The 21,440-nt window shown below is 70.8% G+C and carries 18 protein-coding genes and 2 pseudogenes; 7 read left to right on the top strand and 13 right to left on the bottom strand.

Going from position 1 to position 21,440, the window contains the following annotated elements; genetic code table 11:
- The first annotated feature begins 198 nt into the window (after positions 1-198).
- Together U9R90_RS17780 and U9R90_RS17785 are read left to right on the top strand one after the other, a co-directional pair.
- Positions 199-1,869 carry an SNF2 helicase-associated domain-containing protein gene (locus U9R90_RS17780; protein WP_411057433.1) on the top strand — a complete coding sequence of 557 codons (1,671 nt, stop codon included), beginning with the start codon at positions 199-201 and terminating at the stop codon, positions 1,867-1,869.
- 404 nt (positions 1,870-2,273) lie between these two features.
- Positions 2,274-2,957 (top strand): annotated as a pseudogene (locus tag U9R90_RS17785) (LLM class flavin-dependent oxidoreductase); the annotation flags it as partial.
- Between the two features lie 47 nt (positions 2,958-3,004).
- On the opposite strand, the gene U9R90_RS17790 reads toward U9R90_RS17785, so the two are convergent.
- From U9R90_RS17790 to U9R90_RS17815, 6 genes and pseudogenes are all read right to left on the bottom strand, one after another.
- A complete protein-coding gene (locus U9R90_RS17790; protein WP_411057434.1) occupies positions 3,005-3,451 on the bottom strand; it encodes a hypothetical protein in 447 nt (148 codons plus the stop codon).
- Positions 3,452-3,456: 5 nt separating this feature from the next.
- Positions 3,457-3,630: pseudogene (locus tag U9R90_RS17795) on the bottom strand (RNA 2'-phosphotransferase); the annotation flags it as partial.
- Positions 3,631-3,725: 95 nt separating this feature from the next.
- Positions 3,726-4,679 (bottom strand): MerR family transcriptional regulator, encoded by a 954-nt coding sequence (locus tag U9R90_RS17800; RefSeq protein WP_411057435.1) that lies wholly within the window; start codon positions 4,677-4,679, stop codon positions 3,726-3,728.
- Positions 4,680-4,710: 31 nt separating this feature from the next.
- On the bottom strand, positions 4,711-5,637 hold the full coding sequence (locus U9R90_RS17805) for a metal-dependent hydrolase (RefSeq protein ID WP_411057436.1): 927 nt from the start codon (positions 5,635-5,637) through the stop codon (positions 4,711-4,713).
- A complete protein-coding gene (locus U9R90_RS17810; protein ID WP_411057775.1) occupies positions 5,634-7,424 on the bottom strand; it encodes an SDR family oxidoreductase in 1,791 nt (596 codons plus the stop codon). The genes U9R90_RS17805 and U9R90_RS17810 overlap by 4 nt, the downstream gene beginning before the upstream one ends.
- Before the next feature lie 2 nt (positions 7,425-7,426).
- Entirely contained in the window at positions 7,427-8,272 is an 846-nt protein-coding gene (locus U9R90_RS17815; RefSeq protein ID WP_411057437.1) for a M24 family metallopeptidase, read from the bottom strand.
- Between the two features lie 208 nt (positions 8,273-8,480).
- On the opposite strand from U9R90_RS17815, the gene U9R90_RS17820 reads away from it, so the two are divergent.
- From U9R90_RS17820 to U9R90_RS17840, 5 genes are all read left to right on the top strand, one after another.
- Entirely contained in the window at positions 8,481-9,596 is a 1,116-nt protein-coding gene (locus tag U9R90_RS17820; protein WP_411057438.1) for an ABC transporter ATP-binding protein, read from the top strand.
- The gene (locus U9R90_RS17825) at positions 9,593-10,474 is read left to right on the top strand and encodes an ABC transporter permease (RefSeq protein ID WP_411057439.1); all 882 of its coding nucleotides are present in this window, start codon (positions 9,593-9,595) and stop codon (positions 10,472-10,474) included. The genes U9R90_RS17820 and U9R90_RS17825 overlap by 4 nt, the downstream gene beginning before the upstream one ends.
- The gene (locus U9R90_RS17830; protein WP_411057440.1) at positions 10,471-11,382 is read left to right on the top strand and encodes an ABC transporter ATP-binding protein; all 912 of its coding nucleotides are present in this window, start codon (positions 10,471-10,473) and stop codon (positions 11,380-11,382) included. Before U9R90_RS17825 ends, U9R90_RS17830 begins: the two co-directional genes overlap by 4 nt.
- A 16-nt stretch (positions 11,383-11,398) precedes the next feature.
- Positions 11,399-12,118 (top strand): ABC transporter permease subunit, encoded by a 720-nt coding sequence (locus tag U9R90_RS17835; RefSeq protein WP_411057441.1) that lies wholly within the window; start codon positions 11,399-11,401, stop codon positions 12,116-12,118.
- Between the two features lie 295 nt (positions 12,119-12,413).
- Positions 12,414-13,037 carry an NADPH-dependent F420 reductase gene (locus U9R90_RS17840; protein WP_411057442.1) on the top strand — a complete coding sequence of 208 codons (624 nt, stop codon included), beginning with the start codon at positions 12,414-12,416 and terminating at the stop codon, positions 13,035-13,037.
- Positions 13,038-13,068: 31 nt separating this feature from the next.
- Here the strand turns inward: U9R90_RS17840 and U9R90_RS17845 are convergent, their stop codons facing one another.
- The 7 genes from U9R90_RS17845 to U9R90_RS17875 form a co-directional block, all read right to left on the bottom strand.
- Complete coding sequence (locus U9R90_RS17845; RefSeq protein ID WP_411057443.1) at positions 13,069-13,905, bottom strand: HAD family hydrolase; 837 nt, start codon at positions 13,903-13,905, stop codon at positions 13,069-13,071.
- Positions 13,902-15,179 (bottom strand): serine--tRNA ligase, encoded by a 1,278-nt coding sequence (serS, locus tag U9R90_RS17850; protein ID WP_411057444.1) that lies wholly within the window; start codon positions 15,177-15,179, stop codon positions 13,902-13,904. Before serS ends, U9R90_RS17845 begins: the two co-directional genes overlap by 4 nt.
- 552 nt (positions 15,180-15,731) lie before the next feature.
- Positions 15,732-16,667 (bottom strand): prephenate dehydratase, encoded by a 936-nt coding sequence (gene pheA / locus U9R90_RS17855; RefSeq protein ID WP_411057445.1) that lies wholly within the window; start codon positions 16,665-16,667, stop codon positions 15,732-15,734.
- 88 nt (positions 16,668-16,755) lie between these two features.
- Positions 16,756-18,099: an iron uptake transporter deferrochelatase/peroxidase subunit gene (efeB, locus tag U9R90_RS17860; protein WP_411057446.1), complete on the bottom strand. Its 1,344-nt coding sequence runs from the start codon at positions 18,097-18,099 to the stop codon at positions 16,756-16,758.
- 6 nt (positions 18,100-18,105) lie between these two features.
- Positions 18,106-20,199, bottom strand: coding sequence for a copper resistance protein CopC (locus U9R90_RS17865; protein ID WP_411057447.1), 2,094 nt, complete (start codon positions 20,197-20,199; stop codon positions 18,106-18,108).
- Between the two features lie 14 nt (positions 20,200-20,213).
- On the bottom strand, positions 20,214-20,708 hold the full coding sequence (locus U9R90_RS17870; protein ID WP_411057776.1) for a copper chaperone PCu(A)C: 495 nt from the start codon (positions 20,706-20,708) through the stop codon (positions 20,214-20,216).
- Complete coding sequence (locus U9R90_RS17875) at positions 20,708-21,370, bottom strand: SCO family protein (RefSeq protein ID WP_411057448.1); 663 nt, start codon at positions 21,368-21,370, stop codon at positions 20,708-20,710. The genes U9R90_RS17870 and U9R90_RS17875 overlap by 1 nt, the downstream gene beginning before the upstream one ends.
- Between the last annotated feature and the right edge of the window lie 70 nt (positions 21,371-21,440).

The raw sequence follows: 21,440 nt of genomic DNA on the forward strand, positions 1-21,440 counted from the left end.
TCACCGTAGCGCTGCGCCGTAGAGGCAGAAGCCCCTGCGTTCTGGCTCATTTCCGGCAGTGAAGGCCAGGCCCGAACTTGCCAGTGGATGACAGTGCTTGGTGGAGTTCGGTGGTGGGCGAGCTACGAAGAAGGCCCTCCGAAAGCGGTAAGGCGGTCGGGAGTGGCACGGGTCGTTGCACGAGAGCCGGGTATGGGCATGAGGAGTGCGCCGCCGCTGGCCACGCCGGAGGCAGCCGCCTTCGCGAGGGGGCTACTCGAAGGCGGCTGGGCGGCAATGTTCCTGCCCGGCGAGCCCGCCCGCCTCGGGCGGATGCTGCTGTGGAAACCCGCCGGAGCGGCCGCCGGGAACAGCGTGGCACCTGCAGGCATCGAAACCGAGTCAGTGGAGTTGGTGCTGCCGCACGGCCGCTCGGTCAGGCGGCGCAGGGTGGAGGGTTACGCGCTCCCTGTCGCCGTGGCCGTTGCCGCTCTTACCGGAGCCACGGCGCCGCATCCCTCCGCTGCCGCGTGGCAGACCGCCGCCCGCTTCGCGCTGCGGCTACTCGCCGACGGCCGTCTCCACCCGGGCCTCACCCCCGCCGGCTACGACAGTTGGCAGGCGGGCCCCTTCACCGCCGCTCAGCGTCAGGCGCTGGACACCCTGGCCGCGAACTTTCCGCCCCACGCCCACTGCCTGCCCGAGCCCGGACCACCCCCGCTGCGGATCGCCGAACCGGCCGCACTGGTAGGCCAGTTCTGCGACGCGGTCGCTGACGATCTGGTCCGTACTCCGGCCGCTCCGCTCGCCATGGGAGCGCTGCCGTACGCCTGGCGGGAGGCGCGGGCCGTACCCGTCCTGCGCGAGTGGGCCGAGGAGACCGCCGCCGCGTTCGCCGCCGAGGTCGGCGTCTCGCTGCGTGTCGACGTTCCCGAGGGGCGGCGCCGACAGTTCCGGGCCAGCCTGCAGCTGCACACCGCGGCGGACCCGGCGCTCGTCATCGAGGCCAGCCGACTGTGGAGCGAGCCGACCGAGACGGCGCGGCTGCTCGGCCCGCGTGCCGAGACCGAGACGCTGCTCGCACTGCGCCGCGGCGCCCGCGTCTGGCCCCCTCTCGCACGTCTACTCAAGGACGCCACGCCCGATCAGCTCCGGCTGACCGACGACGAAGCCTTCGACCTGCTGGGGGACGCCACCGACACGTTGCGCGCGGCCGGTATCGACGTGCACTGGCCGCGCGAACTGGTCAAGGCGCTCACCGCGACCGCTCAGATCGAGCAGCGCACCGCCCCCGGGTCCGCCGTGGGCGGCCTCCTCGACACCGATGCCCTGCTCGACTTCCGCTGGCGGATCTCACTCGGCGGTGAGCCGCTCACCGAGGCTGAGCTGGACGCCCTCGCCGAGGCACGCCGCCCCCTGGTCCGGCTGCGCGACCAATGGGTGGTCGCCGACCCGAAGCTGGTGGCCCGCGCCAAGCGACGCCGGATGGAACCGCCGACGCCGACCCGTTCGTACTCTTCGCGCTGCGCGGGCGCGGCCGCGAGGAGGTCTTCGCCCAGCTGCGCGCCCGCCGTACGGCACCCCGGCAGACCGCCGCTCCACCCGCCCCGACCGGTATTCCGGCCGCCGCCGCGTACTGCCGCTGGGCCGAGCACGCCCCTCTGCTGCCCGAACTCCCGGAACCAGCCGCCCACACAGCCGCGCTGCCCGTGGCCCCACCACCCGGCACCGGCCTGGCCACCCCGGACCTGGAGCACCTCATGGCCGACGTTGCGACACGCGCCGCGCGGATTTTCGCGGGCGACACCACCAGCCTGCACCTGTCCCAGCACCAGGACGCGGTCCGCATCGCCGCGAGCAGTCCCGGACCCGAGTGGTTCCACCACCTGATCCAGAACACCGGTACCAAACCGACCGCGTTCGCCCGTCTCACCCGCGCCTGGCGCCACGGCGGCCCCACCGCCATCACCGTCGCCGAACAGGCCCACACCCCCGACCCGACGATGATGACGGCCGCCCGTACCGCCCTGGCCGAGGCCCTCGCCGATATGACCGCCGCGCCCGCCCCTCTCCGGGCCTGGCGCAACCGCCTCACTCTCACCAACCACGGCATCCAACTTCGCCTGGGCCCCGACACCCGCTGGTACCCCTACCTCAGGGAGGACGACGGCGAATGGTGGCCCGCCGCACCGGCCGACACCGACCCGGTCGCCGCGCTCACCTCCGTCTGGCAGCAGAACGGGGAGTAACGCGTACGCGGGCCCCGCCAACCGGCTGCCTCGGCCCGCAAGTTCACGTCGCCCAACTTCCGGCATCCGGTGACGCTCGCCAAGGAGCTGATCTCGCTGGACGACATCTCCGGCGGGCGGGTCACCCTGGGCATAGGCGCCGGTGGCAACGGCTTCGACGCGACCGCGCTGGGCCAGGAGGCGTGGACCCCGCGCGAGCGCGCCGACAGGTTCGGGGAGTTCGTCCCGCTCCTTGACCGGCTGCTGACCGAGGACGCGGTCACCCACCAGGGGACCCACTACTCCGCTGACGAGGCCCGCAATATCCCCGGCTGCGTCCAGCGGCCCCGGCTGCCCTTCGCCGTCGCCGCGACCGGGCCGCGCGGGCTGAAGCTCGCGGCCAGGCACGGGCAGGCGTGGGTGACCACGGGCGACCCGAAGCTTTTCGAGACAGGCACCCCGGGGCAGTCGCGGGACGCGATTCGCGGGCAGTTCGAGAAGCTCGGCAAGGCGTGCGTGGACATCGGCCGGGACGTGGCCGAGCTGGACAAGATCCTGCTCACCGGGTTCACACCGGACCGCGGACGTCCGATGGAGTCGCTGGACGCGTTCGTCGACTTCGCGGGCAAGCACCGAGAGCTGGGCTTCACGGAGATCGCCATCCGCGCGCCGATCCCGGACTCGGACTTCGCCGCCGACCAGGCGGTCTTCGAGCGGATCGCCACGGAGGCCCTGGCCCAACTCGGCTGAGCCCTCGTGATCCGCCGCCGCGGGCCCACGGAGATCGGGGAGCCCCCCTAGCGGACCTTGCTGCTCAGCCAGGGGGTGAGGCCGACGCCGTGGGTTATCTCCTTGTACGTACGGTCGCCGGGCAGCGGCACCACGAGGCGCCAGCCGGGCGGGAAGAACCGGCCTTTGACGTAGGCGAGGCCGCCGTACACCGAGTGCAGGAAGGGGGGTACGTCGTCGCGTGGCAGGTCGTGGAACTCCACGTTGTCGACGGTGATCTTGGCGTCGCCCTCGGGGAAGACCCGCACCTCGATCGCCGGGGTGCCGCTGAGTTCCAGATGCGCCTCGTGCGGCAGCGAGCCGTCAGGGTCGGTGGTGACGGTGATGCCCGCGGCGGTACGGCGCGAGGTCTGGTCGGCGCCTATGTCATGAGTGGCGTGACACTCGCGGTCGTACTGCGCGGCGATCTCGCGTACGGCCTGGACGACGGCTTCGGTGCTTCCCAGTTGTTCCATGCGCCCTATTTTGCCGTGCGCAGATAGCTCGCGGGGACGGCGGCGGTGAGCCAGACGCCGTTGTCGCTGACCCGGAACTCGTGGCCGTCGCGGTGCATGGCTCCGGCGTCCACGGACAGGACGACGGGACGGCCGCGGCGGGCGCCGACACGGGTCGCGGTCTCGCGGTCGGCCGCGACGAGCGTGTCGATGTCGACCCAGCCATGCATGATCCACAGGCAACACTGGTTTTCCACAGGCGAGTTGGTGAAGCTGTGGACAAGTGGCGGCCCGATTAGTGGGGTTCGCCAACATCCGGGGAGCTCAGGGGGTTTGCGGCAAGGGCGTCCAACGCCCTGGACTGCACCTCGCGTTCCGCCGCCACCGCGATGAACTCCGCGGCGTTGTCCTGCCCAACAAGCCTGTGCACAGCCTGAACCGTATGGGCTGGAAGGGATACGGAGACGTCGCCGCTCGGCTCGGGTGCCGGCTTCGCGGCGCCGAGGTGGTGCTGGAGGTGGCGGGTGGCGAACGTCCGCATCGCGCGGGCGAGTTCGGCGTCCACGGACTGCTGGGCGAGTGGCCGCAGCCGGCGTACCAGGACAGCCGCCTCGGCCGCGTCGGCGTCGGTCGGCGGGGTGTGGCCCAGATAGCGGGCGAAGACATGCTCGGTGGTGAACTCCAGGAAACGGGAGGCGATGTGCTCGACCTGGCCGCGCAACTCCCGCAGATGCGCGGCGATCGCGGCCAGCGGCACCCCCGCCTCGTGCAACTCGGCGGCCACCGCCAGCTCCTGAGGGCTCGGCACCAGGAACTCGTCGTCCCGGCCGGGGATGCGCTCCAGGACGCCGAGGGCGATGGCCTCCTCGACCGCCGCGTCGTTCGGCCGGCCGCCGAACCTGGCGTCCAGCTCGGCGCGGGTGATGCGGTCGGCCTCCTCGTCGGTCCACGGCCCGTCCACCTCGGCGACCAGGCCCAGTACGCCGCCGAGACCGCGACCCGAGTCCCAGGCCTCGAGCAGCTCCTTGATGGAGGCCAGGGTGTAGCCGCGGTCGAGCAGATCGGCGATCTGCCGCAGCCGGGCCAGATGGGTGTCCCCGTACACGTTCGACCGGCCGCGCCGCTCCGGGCGGGGGAGCAGACCGCGGTCCTGGTAGGCCCGGATCGTACGGACCGTGGCACCGCTGTGGTGCGCCAGGTCCTCGATCCGGTACTCGGCCCGGTGCCCGGCGGCAGACTGCTCGTCCACGCTCCCCACCCCTCTCACCCTGCGGCGCGTCTCACGCGATGGCCGCTCTGCCGACGGCTCCCGCCGCGGCCCGCGCCGCCGGCGAGGTCGCCAGATACTCGACGGCCCGGCGCAGCGAGCCTTCCTGCGAGGGATGGTACGACCGCCGCAGATAGCGGGGAACGGCCGCACCGATCTCCCGCCAGGTGGGGAGCAGCCCGCGGCGTACGGCGCGGTTGTGCTCGCGCAGCGAGTAGCGCAGCCGCCCGGCGAGCCGGGGGTCGTGCCGGATGAGATACGCGGCGCCCCAGACCCAGAGGTACAGCATCACCGGCGCGGTGACTGCCATCCCGCAAACCCGCCGCGCATAGCGGGGCAGCCCCGCGCCGCCGCAGTGCTGGTACATGTCGAAGGCGACCGCGCGGTGCTCGACCTCCTCCGCGCCGTGCCAGCGCAGCAGATCCAGCATGACCTCGTCCGCGCCGGTCTCGTCCAGCGCGCCGGCCCGCAGCACCCAGTCGCCCAGGACGGCCGTGAACTGCTCGATCGCGGCGATCACCGCGAGCCGGAAGCGCAGCCACTCCTGCGTCGGTACCGGCGCGCCGAGCGGCGGCTGCTCGCCGAGGAGCTTCTCGAAGAGGAAGTCGACGTACCGGGTGTACGGGCGGGTGTCGAGGTGCTGCGCCGCCAGGTGGTCCAGCACATGGGCGTGCTGCACGCTGTGGGTGGCCTCCTGGCCCATGAAGCCCTTGACGTCCCGCAGCAGCTCCGGGTCGTCGACCAGCGGCAGGCCCTCCTTGAAGACCTTGACGAACCACCGCTCCCCCGCGGGCAGCAGCAGGTGCAGCACATTGATGACATGGGTGGCGGTGGGCTCGCCGGGTATCCAGTGCAGCGGCGTCCGCTCCCAGTCGAAGGAGACCCGGCGCGGGACGATCGCATAGTGCGCTTCCGGCGGACAGTGTCCTTCCGTGCTCACAACGGCGGCTCCAATCGGGCGATCGCGCGCAGCGTCCTGGGCGTGAAGCGGGACATCAGATAGGCGCCGCGCGACTCGGGGGTGACCGGGACCACGGCCTGGTTCTTCACCACCGCGTCGAGGACCGCGTCCGCGACCTTCTCCGGGGGGTAGTTGCGCAGCCCGTACAGCCGGGATGACTTCTTCTGGCGGCGCTGCTCCTCCGCCGCGTCGACCCCGGCGAAGCGGGCGGTCGCGGTGATGTTGGTGTTGACGAAGCCGGGGCAGATCGCGGAGACCCCGATGTCCTGGCCCGCCAGCTCGGCGCGCAGGCACTCGCTGAGCATCAGCACCGCCGCCTTCGACGTGGAGTACGCGGGCAACGCCCGGGACGGCTGATAGGCGGCCGCCGACGCGGTGTTGACGATATGGCCGCCCTGGCCGCGGTCCGCCATCTGCTTGCCGAATATCCGGCAGCCGTGGATGACGCCCCAGAGGTTGACGTCCAGGACCTTCTTCCAGTCGTCCGCGGTGGTGTCGAAGAAGGAGCCGGAGAGCCCGATCCCGGCGTTGTTCACCAGGACGTCCAGCACGCCGTACTCCGTGGCGACCTTCTCGGCGAGCTTCTCCATGGCCTGCTCGTCGCTGACGTCCACCGTCTCGGCCCAGGCGTCGGGAGCGCCGATCAGCCGCGACAGCTCCGCCGTACGGGCCGCGCCTTCGGCGTCCCGGTCCACGGCCACCACCCTGGCCCCCGCCTCGGCGAACGCGAACGCGGTGGCTCGCCCTATCCCGCTGGCCGCTCCGGTGACCAGTACCAGCTGGCCGCCGAACCGGTCCGCGTGCCGTCCGGTGGCCGCCGTGCTCCGCGCCGCCACCGCGGCCCCCTTCACCGAGGTCAGTCCGAGGTCTTCCTGTGTGTGCACGAAGTCCGTGATCCAGGCGGCCAGTTGGTCCGGGCGGGTACGCGGCACCCAGTGCTTGGCCGGCAGCACCCTGCGGGTCAGCTGGGGCGCCCAGAGCTCCAGCTCCTCGTACAGCTTCGGGGACAGGAACATGTCGCCGGTCGGGGTGATCAGCTGCACGGGCGCGTGGGCGTACGCGTCGGCGCGCGGCCTGCGCAGCCGGGCGCGGATGTTGTCCCGGTAGAGCCAGGCGCCGTGCGCGGCGTCCGACGGCAGCGACGACGTCGGGTAGTCACCGGCCGGGACCTTCTCCACGCGCTGCAGGATCTTCGGCCACCGGCTGCCGAGCGGGCCACGCCAGGCCAGCTCCGGCAGCACCGGGGTGTGCAGCAGGTACACGTACCAGGACTTGGCGCCCTGGCCGAGCAGTTGGCCGACCCGGCGCGGAGTCGGCCGCGCCATCCGCTTCTTGATCCAGTGCCCGAAGTGGTCGAGGGACGGACCCGACATCGAGGTGAAGGACGCGATCCGGCCCTCGGTGCGCCGGACCGTGACGAACTCCCAGGACTGCACCGAGCCCCAGTCGTGCCCCACCAGATGCACCGGCCGGTCCGGGCTGACCGCGTCCGCGACCGCCAGGAAGTCGTCCGTCAGCTTCTCCAGGGTGAAACCGCCGCGCAGCGGGGTCGGCGCCGTCGACCTGCCGTGGCCCCGTACGTCGTACAGCACCACATGGAAGTGCTCGGCCAGCTGCTGGGCGACCTCGGACCAGACCTCCTTGGAGTCCGGATAGCCGTGCACCAGCAGGACCGTCGGCTGCGCCGTGTCCCCCAGCTCGGCGACGCACAGCTCCACGCCGCCCGTACGGACCCAGCGCTCCCGCGCCCCCCGCAGACCGTCCATGCTCATGCCGCGTCCTCCGCCCAGCGCCGCACATGCGGCAGATCGTCGTCCAGCCAGAACGCGCTCTCCTCAGGATTACGCGAGTCGGTGACCACCAGGAGCTCCTCGAACTTCGCGCCCGTACCCCGGAATCCGAGGTGCGGTTCGACCGCCCACAGGCCCGGCTGGGGTGGGTGGTCGGAGAACCTGTACGGACTCCACAGCGGCGACCAGCCGTCGCGGTGGCCGTGGATCGCGTCCCCCGCCAGGCCCTTGAGCGCCTGGGTGCCGAACCCGAAGACGGTCGGCGACCAGCGGCGCTCCCTGATCCGGTCGACCTTGTGCGCGATGACCCCAAAGGGGTAGGCGCGGTGCCGGTTGGCATAGCCCTGGCGGACCATCAGCCGGTCCACGTTCTCGTAGATCTCCCGCAGCGGCCGCCGCTCGCGGACCTCGCGCAGGATCAGCTCGCGGTGGGCCTGGAGGTCCGCGAGGAGTTTGTTGTGTACGGGATTGAGGCCCAGGCACCCCGAGTACCCGATGTCCGAGGTGTAGCCCCGGTAGACCGGGGCCATGTCGAGGATGAAGGGCATCCCCGGCTCCAGCTTCCGGTTGGTCGGGAAGAACTGCAGCGGCACCTTGAAGCCCACGAAGGCCGTACGGTCCCCGAACCAGGCGAACGGCAGATGGAACCAGTCGCGCACCCCGCGCTCACGCAGCCACTCGCGCTGCATCCGCGCCGCCTCGCGCTCGGTCACCCCCGGCCTGAGCTGCGCCGCGACCGCTTCCGCGCACTCGTATGCCAGGGTCTGCACTTCCCTGAACCCCCGCAGCTCCGCGCTGAGTTCAGACATCACTGCTGAGGCCATGCCACCGGTCCGTCCCGTGTGCGGTACGTGCTCGTAACTTGACACTGATGAATGTGACAATGCTCAGCGGCTGCGTCAAGAGGCCTGTCGCAGACCTGTGGAAAACCCCGCTGCCCGGAACTGTGCGCGCCTGCCCCTGTCAACCGTGCGCGCCTGCCCCTGTCAACCGTGCGCGCCTGCCCCTGACACACGGGCACAGGCCTTTGGGATGACCCCTACGGGCGCGTACGCCCGAAGTCGGAGACCGAAGCAGCCGCCTGGTCTGACGCCTGGTGTGGCCCGCGCCACTACCTTCGAAAACGTGACTGTGATCGCGACCGAAAGCCTGAGCAAGCGGTTCCCCCGGGTGACCGCTCTTGACCGGCTCTCCGTGGATATCGGCCCCGGTGTGACCGGACTCGTCGGTGCCAACGGGGCCGGCAAGTCCACGCTGATCAAGATCCTTCTTGGTCTGTCCCCGGCGACCGAAGGCCGTGCCCACGTGCTCGGCCTGGACGTCGCCACCCAGGGCGGTGACATCCGCGAGAAGGTCGGCTACATGCCGGAGCACGACTGCCTGCCGCCCGATGTCTCGGCCACCGAGTTCGTCGTCCACATGGCCCGGATGTCCGGACTGCCGCCCACCGCGGCGCGCGAACGGACCGCCGACACCCTGCGCCATGTCGGCCTCTACGAAGAGCGGTACCGCCCCATCGGCGGCTACTCGACCGGTATGAAGCAGCGGGTCAAGCTGGCCCAGGCGCTGGTCCACGACCCCGAGCTGGTCTTCCTGGACGAGCCCACCAACGGCCTCGACCCGGTCGGCCGGGACGACATGCTCGACCTGATCCGCCGCGTCCACACCGACTTCGGCATCTCGGTCCTGGTCACCTCGCACCTGCTCGGCGAGCTGGAGCGCACCTGCGACCACGTGGTCGTCATCGACGGCGGCTCCCTGCTGCGGTCCAGCTCCACCAGCGACTTCACCCAGACCATGGGCACCCTGGCGATCGAGGTCACCGACACCGACGCCCACCCGGACGGCAGCCGCGCGGTACGCGAGGCACTCGCCGCCGCGGGCGTCACACTCCACGCGCGCGTGGAGGACGGTCTGCCCGGCGCCGGGCACATCCTGCTGATCGAGGCCACCGGCGAGCAGACGTACGACATCGTGCGCGACACCGTCGCGGACCTCGGCCTCGGACTCGTCCGCATGGAACAGCGCCGCCACCACATCGCGGAGGTCTTCCACTCAGAGGCGGATGCCGCGGACGCGGCAGCCCCGGCGACGGCGACGCAGGCCCCAGAGGGACAGGTCCAGGCACCGGAGGTACAGGTCCGATGAGCACCGAGACCACCCAGATCCACAACATCGGCTACCGCAAGTACGACGGCCAGCGCCTGGGCCGCGCGTACGCCCGCAGGTCCCTCTACTCGCAGTCCCTGCGCGGCGCCTACGGCCTTGGCCGCAGCGCCAAGTCCAAGGTGCTGCCGATGCTGCTCCTGGCCGTGATGTGCCTGCCCGCGGCGATCATCGTCGCGGTCGCCGTCGCCACCGACCTCAACGACCTGCCGCTCGACTACACGCGCTACGCGATCTACCTGCAGGCCGTCATCGCGCTCTTCCTGGCCGCCCAGGCGCCGCAGTCGGTCTCCCGCGACCTGCGCTTCAAGTCCGTACCGCTGTACTTCTCGCGCCCGATCGAGCGGATCGACTACGTACTCGCCAAGTACGCGGCGATGGCCTCGGCCCTCTTCGCGCTGACCGCCGCACCCGTCGCCATCCTCTACATCGGATCACTGCTCGCCAAGATGGACTTCACCGACCAGACCAAGGGCTTCGCACAGGGCCTGCTCTCCGTCGGCCTGCTCTCGCTGCTCTTCGCCGGCCTCGGGCTGGTGATGGCCGCGCTGACCCCGCGCCGCGGCTTCGGCGTCGCCGCCGTGATCGCCGTCATGACCGTCTCCTACGGCGCGGTGTCCACCGTGCAGGCCATCGCCTGGGAGCAGGGCTCCACCGGCGCGGTCTCCTGGCTCGGGCTGTTCTCGCCCGTCACGCTGATCGACGGTGTGCAGACCGCGTTCCTCGGCGCCGCGTCCGCCTTCCCCGGAGGGGAAGGACCGAGCACCGGAACGGGCGTCGTCTACCTGCTGGTCGTCCTCGCACTCGTCGCGGGCTCGTACGGAGCCCTGATGCGCCGCTACCGAAAGGTCGGGCTGTGACAACCCTCAACATCGACCACGCATCCCGCTGGTTCGGAAATGTCGTAGCCGTAAACGACATCCAGATGACGATCGGCCCGGGCGTCACCGGCCTGCTCGGCCCCAACGGTGCCGGCAAGTCCACCCTGATCAACATGATGGGCGGCTTCCTCGCCCCCTCCACCGGCACGGTCACCCTCGACGGCAAGACGATCTGGCGCAACGAACAGATCTACCGCGAGATCGGCATCGTCCCCGAACGCGAGGCGATGTACGACTTCCTCACCGGCAAGGAGTTCGTCCTCGCCAACGCCGAACTGCACGGTCTCGGCAAGAAGGCCGCCCAACAGGCGCTCGCCACGGTCGAGATGGAGTACGCCGAGGACCGCAAGATCTCCACGTACAGCAAGGGCATGCGGCAGCGCGTGAAGATGGCGTCCGCACTGGTCCACGACCCGTCCGTGCTGCTGCTCGACGAGCCCTTCAACGGCATGGACCCGCGCCAGCGCATGCACCTGATGGACCTGCTGCGCCGGATGGGCGCCGACGGCCGCACCGTGCTGTTCTCCTCGCACATCCTGGAGGAGGTCGAGCAACTCGCCTCGCACATCGAGGTGATCGTGGCCGGACGGCACGCGGCCAGCGGCGACTTCCGCCGTATCCGCCGCCTGATGACCGACCGCCCGCACCGCTATCTGGTGCGCTCCAGCGACGACCGCGCGCTGGCCGCCGCACTGATCGCGGACCCGTCGACGGCGGGCATCGAGGTGGACCTGGCCGAGGGCGCGCTGCGCGTACAGGCCGTGGACTTCGGGCGGTTCACCGAGCTGCTCCCGAAGGTCGCCAAGGAGCACCACATCAGACTGCTCACGGTCTCGCCGTCCGACGAGTCCCTTGAGTCGGTCTTCTCCTACCTCGTCGCGGCCTGAAGGGAGCTTGACGAAAATGTACGACCCCACGGTCGCCCGGCTCACCTACCGGGCCCTGCTCGGCCGCCGCCGGGCCCTGATCCTGTTCCTGCTGCCCGCCCTGCTGCTGGTGATCGCCGGTGCGGTACGCGGCTTCAGCGGCGCCGACGACCAGATCGCCGCCGATGTGCTCGGCGGGTTCGCGCTCGCCACGATGGTGCCGCTGATCGGCGTCATCGCGGGCACCGGCGCGATCGGTCCGGAGATCGACGACGGCTCGGTGGTGTATCTGCTGGCCAAGCCCATCAAGCGGCCGACGATCATCCTCACCAAGCTGACTGTCGCGATCGCCGTGACCATGGCCTTCTCGGCGATCCCCACCTTCATCGCCGGAATGATCCTGAACGGCAACGGCCAGCAGATCGCGGTGGCCTACACCGTCGCCGCGCTGGTCGCCTCGATCGCGTACGCCGCGGTCTTCCTGCTCCTGGGCACCGTCAGCAGGCACGCGGTGGTCATCGGGCTGGTCTACGCACTGGTCTGGGAGACGCTGTTCGGCTCGCTGATCGAGGGCGCCAAGACCCTCAGCGTCCAGCAGTGGTCCCTGGCCCTCGCCGAGAAGGTCGCGGGCGGCCAGCTGGTCAGCTCCGCCGTCGCCCTCCCGACCGCCGCGATCCTGCTGGCCGCGGTCACGGTCGCCGCGACCTGGTACGCGGGCCAGAAGCTGCGCACGCTGACGCTGGCGGGCGAGGAGTGACCCGCTGAGCGGTCCGCACCCCGAGGTGGGACGAGGCCCTGCGGCCTAGGGCGTGTGTCGGAGGTCCCTCCTGCCCCGCGACGCCTGGCACGCACTCTCGCCGCACCGGGCACAGGCCCAAGTACATCCAGTACGAGGGCCAGCGCCCGGCACGCCGAGAGCACGCACCAGACGCCGCAGGGCCCGCCCTCCGGGCGGACGGAGGGACTTCCGACACACGCCCTAGTCCCACCTCGGCCGCATCTGGTCCCTTGTCCCGATACCCGGGCCGCGTACGGCGCCTAGCGTCGTTCCCATGCGTATCGGAATCCTTGGAACAGGCAATGTAGGCAAGGCAGTTGCGGCGGGAGCGGCCGCGGCGGGCCACGAGGTGGTCTTCGGGTCACGCGACCCGGAGACCACCGGGCGGGACCTGGAGCTGCCGGTGGTCCCGGTGGCCGACGCGGCGGCGCACGGCGAGATCGTCGTCAACGCCACGGGAGGCAACGCCTCGCTCGACCTGCTGCCCACCGTACGGACCCAGCTGGCCGGAAAGGTCCTCCTGGACATCGCCATCGACCTCACCCCGGACCTGGGGCTCTCCCATCTCGACGCCAGCCTCGGCGAGCAGCTTCAGCGGGCGCTTCCGCGGACCCGGGTCGTCAAGACGCTCTGCACCATGGACAGCGTGGTGATGGCCCACCCCGAGAAGACCCTGAGCGGCCCCAGCACGGTCTTCCTCTCCGGCGACGACGCGGCGGCCAAGGCACAGGTCGCCGGGCTGCTCGAAGACCTCGGCTGGCCGCCCGAGGCCCGGCTCGACCTGGGCGGCATCGCCACCGCGCGGGGCCAGGAGCACCTGGCCCTGATGTTCATCGCCGTCGCGGGCGCTCTCGGCGACCACGTCTTCAACCTGCGGCTGGTCACTCCGACCCGCTGAGACGACAGCGGCGCGGCTCCTGGAGCGGGCCTTAGAGCAGCTGCTCCAGGACCCGCGCGATGCCGTCGTCCTCGTTGGACGTCGTCACCTCGTCGGCCACCGCCTTCAGTTCGGCGTGGGCGTTGGCCATGGCCACGCCGCAGGCCGCCCAGCCGAACATCGGGATGTCGTTGGGCATATCGCCGAACGCGATCGTGTCCGCGGCCTTGAGGCCGAGCCGCCGTGCGGCCAGCGACAGCCCGGTGGCCTTGGAGAGGCCCAGCGGGAGCAGTTCGACGATGCCCGCACCGGCCATCGTCACGCCCACCAGGTCCCCGGCGACCTGCCGCGCGACCGAGGCCAGTTCGTCGTCGGTCAGGCCGGGGTGCTGGAGGTAGACCTTGTTCACCGGTGCCGACCACAGCTCGGCGGTCTCGGTGAGCTCCACCACCGGCAGCGGGCCTTCCTGCACCCGGTAGCCGGGGCCGACCAGCACCTCGCCCGCCAGGCCGTCGCGGCTCGCGGCCAGGGCCAGCGGGCCGACCTCGGCCTCGATCTTCGACACGGCGAGCCCGGCCAGCTGGCGGTCCAGGGTCACCGAGGTCAGCAGCCGGTGCTCCCCCGCGTGGTAGAGCTGCGCGCCCTGGCCGCACACCGCGAGCCCCTCGTAGCCGAGGTCGTCGAGGATGTGCCGGGTCCAGGGCACCGCCCGGCCGGTCACGACGATATGCGCCGCGCCCGCCGCACAGGCGGCGGTCAGCGCGTCACGGGTGCGCGGCGAGACCGTCTCGTCGGAGCGCAGCAGCGTCCCGTCCAGGTCGGTCGCGACCAGCTTGTACGGGAACGGGGAGCTCCCGGCGGCCTCGGCGGCCTCGGCGGGGAGCGTCACTTGGCGACCGGCTCAAGCAGCTCGCGCCCGCCCAGGTAGGGACGGAGCACCTCGGGTACCCGTACCGACCCGTCGGGCAGCTGGTGGTTCTCCAGGATGGCCACGATCGTGCGCGGTACGGCGCACAGCGTGCCGTTCAGCGTGGCGAGCGGCCGGGCCTTCTTGCCGTCGCGCATCCGCACCGACAGCCGACGTGCCTGGAACTCATTGCAGTTCGACGCGGAGGTCAGCTCGCGGTATTTGCCCTGCGTCGGAATCCAGGCCTCGCAGTCGTACTTCCGCGAGGCCGAGGAGCCCAGGTCACCGCTGGCGACGTCGATCACCTGGAAGGCCAGCCCGAGGCTGGTCAGCCACTGCTTCTCCCACTCGAGGAGGCGCAGGTGCTCGGCCTCCGCGTCCTCCGGTGCGACGTACGAGAACATCTCGACCTTGTCGAACTGGTGCACACGGATGATGCCCCGGGTGTCCTTGCCGTGCGAGCCCGCCTCGCGGCGGAAGCAGGGCGAGAAGCCGGCGTACCGCAGCGGCAGCTTGTCGGCCTCGATGATCTCGTCCATGTGGTACGCCGCGAGCGGTACCTCGGAGGTGCCGACCAGGTAGAGGTCGTCCTTGTCGAGGTGGTAGACGTCCTCGGCGGCCTGGCCGAGGAAGCCGGTGCCCTCCATGGCGCGCGGGCGGACCAGCGCCGGGGTCAGCATCGGGATGAAACCGGCCTCGGTGGCCTGCGCGATCGCGGCGTTCACCAGGGCGAGCTCAAGGAGCGCGCCGATGCCCGTCAGGTAGTAGAAGCGCGAGCCCGACACCTTGGCGCCGCGCTCGACGTCGATGGCGCCCAGCGCCTCGCCGAGCTCCAGGTGGTCCTTGGGCGTGAAGCCCTCGGCACCGAAGTCGCGGATGGTGCCGTGCGTCTCCAGGACGGTGAAGTCCTCCTCGCCGCCGACCGGGACGTCCGGGTGGACGAGGTTGCCGAGCCGGCTCAGCAGCCGCTTGGTCTCTTCCTCGGCCTCGTCCTGCGCGGCGCTGGCGGCCTTGACGGCGGCGGAGAGCTCACCGGCCTTCTTCAGGAGCTCGGTCTTCTCGTCCCCGGTGGCCTTGGGGACGAGCTTGCCGAGCGCCTTCTGCTCGGCGCGGAGCTCGTCGAAGCTGACGCCGGACGACCTGCGCCGCTCGTCGGCGGAGAGCAGGGCGTCGACCAGGGCGACGTCCTCTCCACGGGCGCGCTGCGAGGCGCGGACACGGTCGGGGTCCTCACGGAGCTGGCGAAGGTCAATCACCCCTCAAGGCTACCGGTGTGGGGTTCCGACCTTCGACTCGATATTCCCCTGCGTGGCGTTATGTCCTAATTGAGGGGGTTGGTGAGGCTGTTGATTTCCTCGCGACGTGATCGTTCGGGGTCGTCAATAAAAGGGGGCACCATTCCCTGAATCGGGGCAGAGCGGATGCGGCCTCTTGACCGATTCTCCTTGCCCGTGGCGGGAGTTGGTGACCCCGTGGCGGCCTCTTGTCCACAGAAACGCACAGCCCGGGAAAGTTATCCACAGGCTGTGTTCAAGATCTGTGGATTCCCGATCCCTGTCCTGACCGGGGGGAATGCGAGCCGAAGGATTCCCGCTTCAAACCCGACTCACACCCACTTTCGAGTGGAAATCACCCACCCCAAAGAGTTGATCAAAGGAATTGGGGTGACGAACGGCGACCTGTGCCCCTGTGGGGGTAGTCGTGGCCTCTAGGGCGATTTGTCGACTACGCCCGACTCGGCTGTCGACTTATCCCCAGGTCGAGAACCGAACCTGTGGATAACTTTCGGCACCTGTGAAAGACGGTCGTCAGAAGCGACCGTCCTGGCAGCGCGTCAGCCAGTCCGACGCCTCCAGGAACTCACGGTCCGACGTCCCAGGCCGCAGCGGTCGCACATCCCCGCGCGAGACCCCGGCCCGCGGATACGACCCCAGGAACCGGACCTGGGGACAGATCCGCTTGAGCCCCATCAGCGCCTCGCCGACCCTGCGGTCCGTGATGTGCCCCTCGGCGTCCACCGAGAAGCAGTACGTACCGATGCCCTCGCCCGTCGGCCGCGACTCGAGGCGCACCAGGTTGACCCCGCGCACCGCGAACTCCTGCAGCAGTTCGAGCAGCGCACCGGGGTGGTCGTCACCCAGCCAGATGACCACCGAGGTACGGTCGGCCCCGGTCGGCGCCGCGGGCCGCGCGGGACGGCCGACCAGCACAAAGCGGGTCGCGGCCTTCTGCGCGTCGTGGATGTCGGTGACCAGCGCCTCAAGGCCGTACGTCGCCGCCGCGAACTCACCCGCGAAGGCGGCGTCGAACTTCCCCTCCTGCACAAGGCGCGCACCGTCCGCGTTGGACGCGGAGGACTCCCACAGCGCGTCCGGCAGGTTCGCCGCCAGCCAGTTGCGCACCTGCGGCTGGGCGACCGGGTGGCCGGTGACCGTCTTGATGTCGGACAGCGAGGTACCCGGGCGTACCAGCAGCGCGAAGGCGATCGGCAGCACCACCTCGCGGTAGATCATCAGCGGCTCACCGGTGGCGAGCTGGTCGAGGGTCGTGGTGACGCCGCCCTCCACCGAGTTCTCGATGGGGACGAGGGCGGCGGCGGCCTCGCCGTTCCGCACCGCGTCCAGGGCCGCGGGCACGGACACCATCGGGACGAGCTCGCGGGTGGCCGCCTCCGGGAGCGTACGCAGCGCGGCTTCGGTGAAGGTGCCTTCAGGGCCGAGATAGGTGTAGCGCGTAGCCGACATACGGTCACCCTAATGGGCTCCGCGCGCTCCAGGCCCGGAGTGCCGTCTCACGACTCGGACACCCCGGCTCAGCACACGGGCGGGCCGCTCACGACTCGAACAACCGTTGCCCCACGTACTCCCCGCGCCGCGCCCCGCCGGGCACCGCGAACAGCCCGCTCGACTCGTGCCGGATGAACGCCGACAGCGCGTCACCCCGGTCGAGCTTGCGCTGCACCGGCACGAAGCCACGCAGCGGATCGGCCTGCCAGCACACGAAGAGCAGCCCCGCGTCCGGCTTCCCGTCCGCGTCGTAGCCGTCGTGGAAGGAGAACGCGCGGCGGAGCATGGCGGCGCCGCCATTCTGGTCCGGCCGGGAGATCCGGGCGTGGGCGTTGGCCGCGACCAGCACCTTGCCGTCCTTGCCGGTCTTGTCGAGCTCCATCTCGGTGGTCTCGGTGCCGTCAGGACCTGCTGAGAGCGGGGCGCCGTCCTTCTTGCGGCGGCCGATGACCGCCTCCTGGTCGGTCAGCGAGAGCCCCTCCCAGTCGTCGAGCAGCATCCGGATACGCCGTACGACGGCATACGAGCCACCCGCCATCCAGGCGGGATCGCCCGCGCTCGGGACGTCCGGGTCGCTCGGGTCGGCCGCGTCGGTCGGGACGAAGATCCGCTGCGCGAAGTCGTCGTCGGACTCCTTCGGGTTGTTGGTGCCGTCGACCTGCCCCATCAGATTGCGGGCGGTCATCGGCCGCGCGGTCGCGCCGGGCGAGCGGTTGAAGCCGTTCATCTGCCAGCGCACCCGGGCCGCGTCCCCGGCCTCCTTCTGGATCGCCCGCAGCGCGTCGAAGGCGACCAGGGCGTCGTTCGCGCCGATCTGCACCCACAGGTCGCCGTTGCTGCGGGCCGGGTCAAGGCGGTCGGACGAGAAGTCGGGCAGCGGGTCCAGGGCACCGGGGCGCTGCTTCTCCATCCCCGTACGGGAGAAGAAGCTGCGCCCGAAGCCGAAGGTGACGGTCAGCGACGAGGGGCCCGCGTCCAGGGCGATCGCGGTGTCGCCGCCGCCGCTCTCGCCGTCCATCAGCCGCCTGGCCGTCGTCGACCAGCGGCGCAGCAGGGCCGCCGCCTCCTTGCGGCCGGCTCCGGGCGCCAGGTCGAAGGCGATCAGGTGGCCGCACGCCTGCGCGGGGGTGGTGATGCCGGGCTGGCGCTCCCCCTCGAAGGCGACGCCCGTCGAGCCGACGGAGCTCAGCGGGGTCTGCGATGCGGGCGAGGCGGCGGCGTGCCCGGCCGCGTACCCGGCTCCGGCGCCCACGGCGCCCAGGGCGATGCCGGTGGCGCCCGCGGTGCCGAGCAGCCGGCGCCGGGAGATCTGCCCGTCCTGCTTGGAGCGCGGTGTGGAGCTCGGCTCGGAGGACGTGTCCGACACGGAGGTGTCCGAGGTGTTCGACATGCTGCTTCAGCCGATCTTCGCGTTCTTGTCCACAGTCACTTGGTCGATGTCGGAGGTACGCACGGTCGCCTCGACCCGCCAGTCGCCCGCCATCGGGATCTGCACTCCGCTCGCGCTCCAGTGTCCCGTGCTGACGCGGTCGGGCGTGACCGGCAGCGGACCGATGTCCTGGGACTCAAGCGTGAAGGCGATCCTGATCTCCTCCAGGTCGAGCGGCTTGCTCTTCGGGTCGAGGGCGTAGACGTGCACCTCGTTGGTGCCGACCCGCCCTGGCGCCAGCTCGATCTGCACGGTCCCCTTGCCGTTCTCACCGCCGGTGTCGAAGGGGATCGACAGCTGTACGGGTCCGGTCGGCCGGGCGGCGCTCGACGCGGCGCTCTGGGACGCGGCCTCGACCTCGGTGCGGCCCGGCTCGGTGCTGGTCAGCACGGTGGTCACGGCCAGTACGACCACCGCGACCGCGGCCTCGGCGAGCACCGAACGCCGCAGGCCCGAGCGCTCCTGGTCGGCGTCGCGGTCGCGCTTGGCGCGCGCGGTGGCCATGACGGCCTGCTGGCGGGCCAACTGGGCGGCGCGCTCCGGGTCGGGGTCGCGCTCCGGGTCGGGGGCGGGGTCGGCGTCGGTGGCCCCCTCGGCCTTGGCTGCCGTCTGAGCCTTCGCCTCAGCCTTTGCCGGTACGGTCACCCGCTGCTTGACGACCTTGGTGTCCGCCTTGCTGGCTGCCTTGCCGTCCGCCCGGGTGTCCGCCGTGGCCTTCGCCTCAAGCAGCCGCGCCGTCCAGCGCCGCGAGATCCCGGCGATCCCGACCAGCACCACCACCAGCCCGATCTTGAGCAGCAGCAGCTGACCGTACGACGTACCCGTCAGCGCCGACCAGGACCCGACCTGCCGCCACGACTGGTACACGCCGGTCGTGGCCAGCACCGCCACCGACCAGAAGGCGACCCGCGAGAAGCGGCGTACCGCCGTCCGCTCGATCGCCGGAGTGCGGTAGAGCGAGACGAGCAGCGCGGCGAGACCGCCCAGCCAGGTCGCCACGGCCAGCATGTGCAGCACGTCGAGTGGCATCGCCAGCTGTGTCTGGATGCCGGTCGACGCGTGCTCGGCCAGCGCCCAGGTCGCGGCGAGACCGGCCGCGACGACCGTGCCGCCGATGCCGAGCCCGAAGGCGAGGTCCTTCTTCTCCTGAGCTTGGGCCTGGGCCTCCTGGGACTTCTGGGCTTGGGCCTGGGCTTCCTCCTGGGCTTCCGCACGCCGCGCGTACGCCCCGAAGAGCACGGCGACGAAGAGCGCGGCCGCCGCGAGCAGCAGCAGCCGCGAGACCAGCGCCGCCCCCGTCTTGGTGTTCAGTACGTCGCCGATCCCGGCCAGATCGAGCGCGTCGGCGAGCTTCCCCGACCCGGTGTACGGGCCGCGCAACAGCAGCATCGCCAACGTCGCCGCGGTCAGCGCCAGCCAGCCCCGTACGACCAGGCGCTGCACCGGGCGCTGCTCGGCCGCCCGCGGACTGCACAGCAGGACGAAGGCCGCCCCGCCGATCAGCAGGATGAAACCCGCGTACGACACATAGCGTGCGAGCCCGTAGAGGGTGCCGACGACGCCGCCGCCCGCCGCCTGGTCCGGCAGGGCGACCGTGGTGGCGGACGGCGCGCCGATGGAGAAGGTGAAGGCCCCCGAGATCGGATGGCTGTCGGCGGACACCGCCTGCCAGGCCACCGTGAACGTGCCGTCCGGCTGCCCCGCGCGCAGCTTCACGCCGTACCGGACGACACCGTCACCGCTCAGGTCGCTGATCTTCCCGTTGTCGGCCCGCTTGCCCGCCGGGTCGAGCACCCGGATCGCGTCGTCCGAGAGCGCGACCTTCTCCGAGAAGGTGAGCGTCACCTCGGTGGGTGCCTTCTCGACGACGGAGCCCTGCGCCGGGTCGCTCGCGGTCAGCGCGGCATGCGCGGACGCGGGCGCCGCGGTGACCAGCAGCGAGCCGAGTACGGCGCACAGCAGGAGCAGCAGCTGCCCGATCTGACGGGGGGCGGCCGTCAGACGGGGAGCGGCTGTCAGACGCGGGGCGGCCGTCGGCCGGGGACGAGCGGTGGCCTTCATCAACGGTCAGTCCCTTACTGGGTCTTCGGGTTGTGGTTGGCTGCCTTGACGTCCAGTTCGGCCTTGACGGTGCCGGACTTGGCGAAGTGCAGCTCCACCGACACCTTCTCGCCGAGCTTCGGCTTGTGCTTCAGCTTCTGGAGCATCAGGTGGTTGCCGCCGCGCTCCAGCTTCAGCGCGCCGTTCGCCGGTACGTCGAAGGACTTCACCGGCTTCATGGACTGGTCCTTGGTGGAGTGCATGGTGACCTCACCGATGTCGCTGGTGACCGAGGTCAGCTGGTCCGCACCCGCACCCGCGTTGGTGACGGTGAGGAAACCCGCGGCCATGTCGGCCATGGCGGGCTCGGGGACGAATCCCCCGCTGATCTTCAACTCCGGCTTGGCGTCCGACTTCGACTCCGCCTTCGCCTGCGACTTCGACGACGTGTCGGTGTCGCCCCCGCAGCCCGCGAGGGCGAGGCTGCCGGCGACGGCTATGGCGGCGATCAGGGCACCGCGGCGGCGGATCACGGGTTCTCTCCCTTGATGATCTTCGGCAGGTCCTTGGCGAGGTCGGCGTCGCTGACCGTCTCGGCGTTGTAGAAGACGTACCCCTTGTCCGTCTTCGGCGAGAACGCGATGACCTGCTTGCTGTGCATCGAGGTGATCGTGCCGTCCTTCTCCTTGACCGGCTCCTCGATGGTGATGCCCAGGGTGCGGGCGCTCGCCTGGATGGTCGGGAAGTCACCGGTCACACCGATGAACGACGGGTCCTGCCCCTTCAGCCACTTGCCGAGGTGCTCCGGGGTGTCGCGTTCCGGGTCGGTGGTGACCAGGACGACCTGGAGCTGCTCCTGCTCCGCCTTGGACAGGGACTTCCTGGCGATCGCGATGTTGCTCATGATCAGCGGGCAGGCGTCGGGGCAGTTGGTGTAGCCGAAGTAGATCAGCGTCGGCTTGCCCTTGGTCTGCTCCCGCAGATCGAACTTCTCGCCCTTGGTGTCCTTCAGGACCAGGTCCGGCTTGGTGAAGGGCTGGTCGAGGACGGTCGCGGCCTTGGTGTCCTGCTCGGTGGAGACATCGGCCAGCGGCTTCTCGGTGTCGTCACCGCCGCCGCCACTGCCGCAGGCGGAGAGGGTGAGGGTGGCCGCCGCGAGCACCGCGGCGGCGATGAGGGTCTTCTTGCGCATGAGACATATTCCCAAATAGGGGGCGGTGGACCCGGCGCACACCGGGCCGGTGGGTCCGGCCCTCGGGGTG

Source organism: Streptomyces sp. E11-3, from assembly GCF_046540415.1.
Taxonomy (GTDB): domain Bacteria; phylum Actinomycetota; class Actinomycetes; order Streptomycetales; family Streptomycetaceae; genus Streptomyces.

Coding starts and splice junctions, on each gene's coding strand:
- U9R90_RS17780 (WP_411057433.1), top strand. CDS start 199: ATGAGGAGTGCGCCGCCGCTGGCCACGCCGGAGGCAGCCGCCTTCGCG.
- U9R90_RS17790 (WP_411057434.1), bottom strand. CDS start 3,451: ATGGAACAACTGGGAAGCACCGAAGCCGTCGTCCAGGCCGTACGCGAG.
- U9R90_RS17810 (WP_411057775.1), bottom strand. CDS start 7,424: ATGGACGGTCTGCGGGGGGCGCGGGAGCGCTGGGTCCGTACGGGCGGC.
- U9R90_RS17815 (WP_411057437.1), bottom strand. CDS start 8,272: ATGGCCTCAGCAGTGATGTCTGAACTCAGCGCGGAGCTGCGGGGGTTC.
- U9R90_RS17820 (WP_411057438.1), top strand. CDS start 8,481: ATGACCCCTACGGGCGCGTACGCCCGAAGTCGGAGACCGAAGCAGCCG.
- U9R90_RS17825 (WP_411057439.1), top strand. CDS start 9,593: ATGAGCACCGAGACCACCCAGATCCACAACATCGGCTACCGCAAGTAC.
- U9R90_RS17835 (WP_411057441.1), top strand. CDS start 11,399: ATGTACGACCCCACGGTCGCCCGGCTCACCTACCGGGCCCTGCTCGGC.
- U9R90_RS17840 (WP_411057442.1), top strand. CDS start 12,414: ATGCGTATCGGAATCCTTGGAACAGGCAATGTAGGCAAGGCAGTTGCG.
- pheA (WP_411057445.1), bottom strand. CDS start 16,667: ATGTCGGCTACGCGCTACACCTATCTCGGCCCTGAAGGCACCTTCACC.
- efeB (WP_411057446.1), bottom strand. CDS start 18,099: ATGTCGAACACCTCGGACACCTCCGTGTCGGACACGTCCTCCGAGCCG.
- U9R90_RS17865 (WP_411057447.1), bottom strand. CDS start 20,199: ATGAAGGCCACCGCTCGTCCCCGGCCGACGGCCGCCCCGCGTCTGACA.
- U9R90_RS17875 (WP_411057448.1), bottom strand. CDS start 21,370: ATGCGCAAGAAGACCCTCATCGCCGCCGCGGTGCTCGCGGCGGCCACC.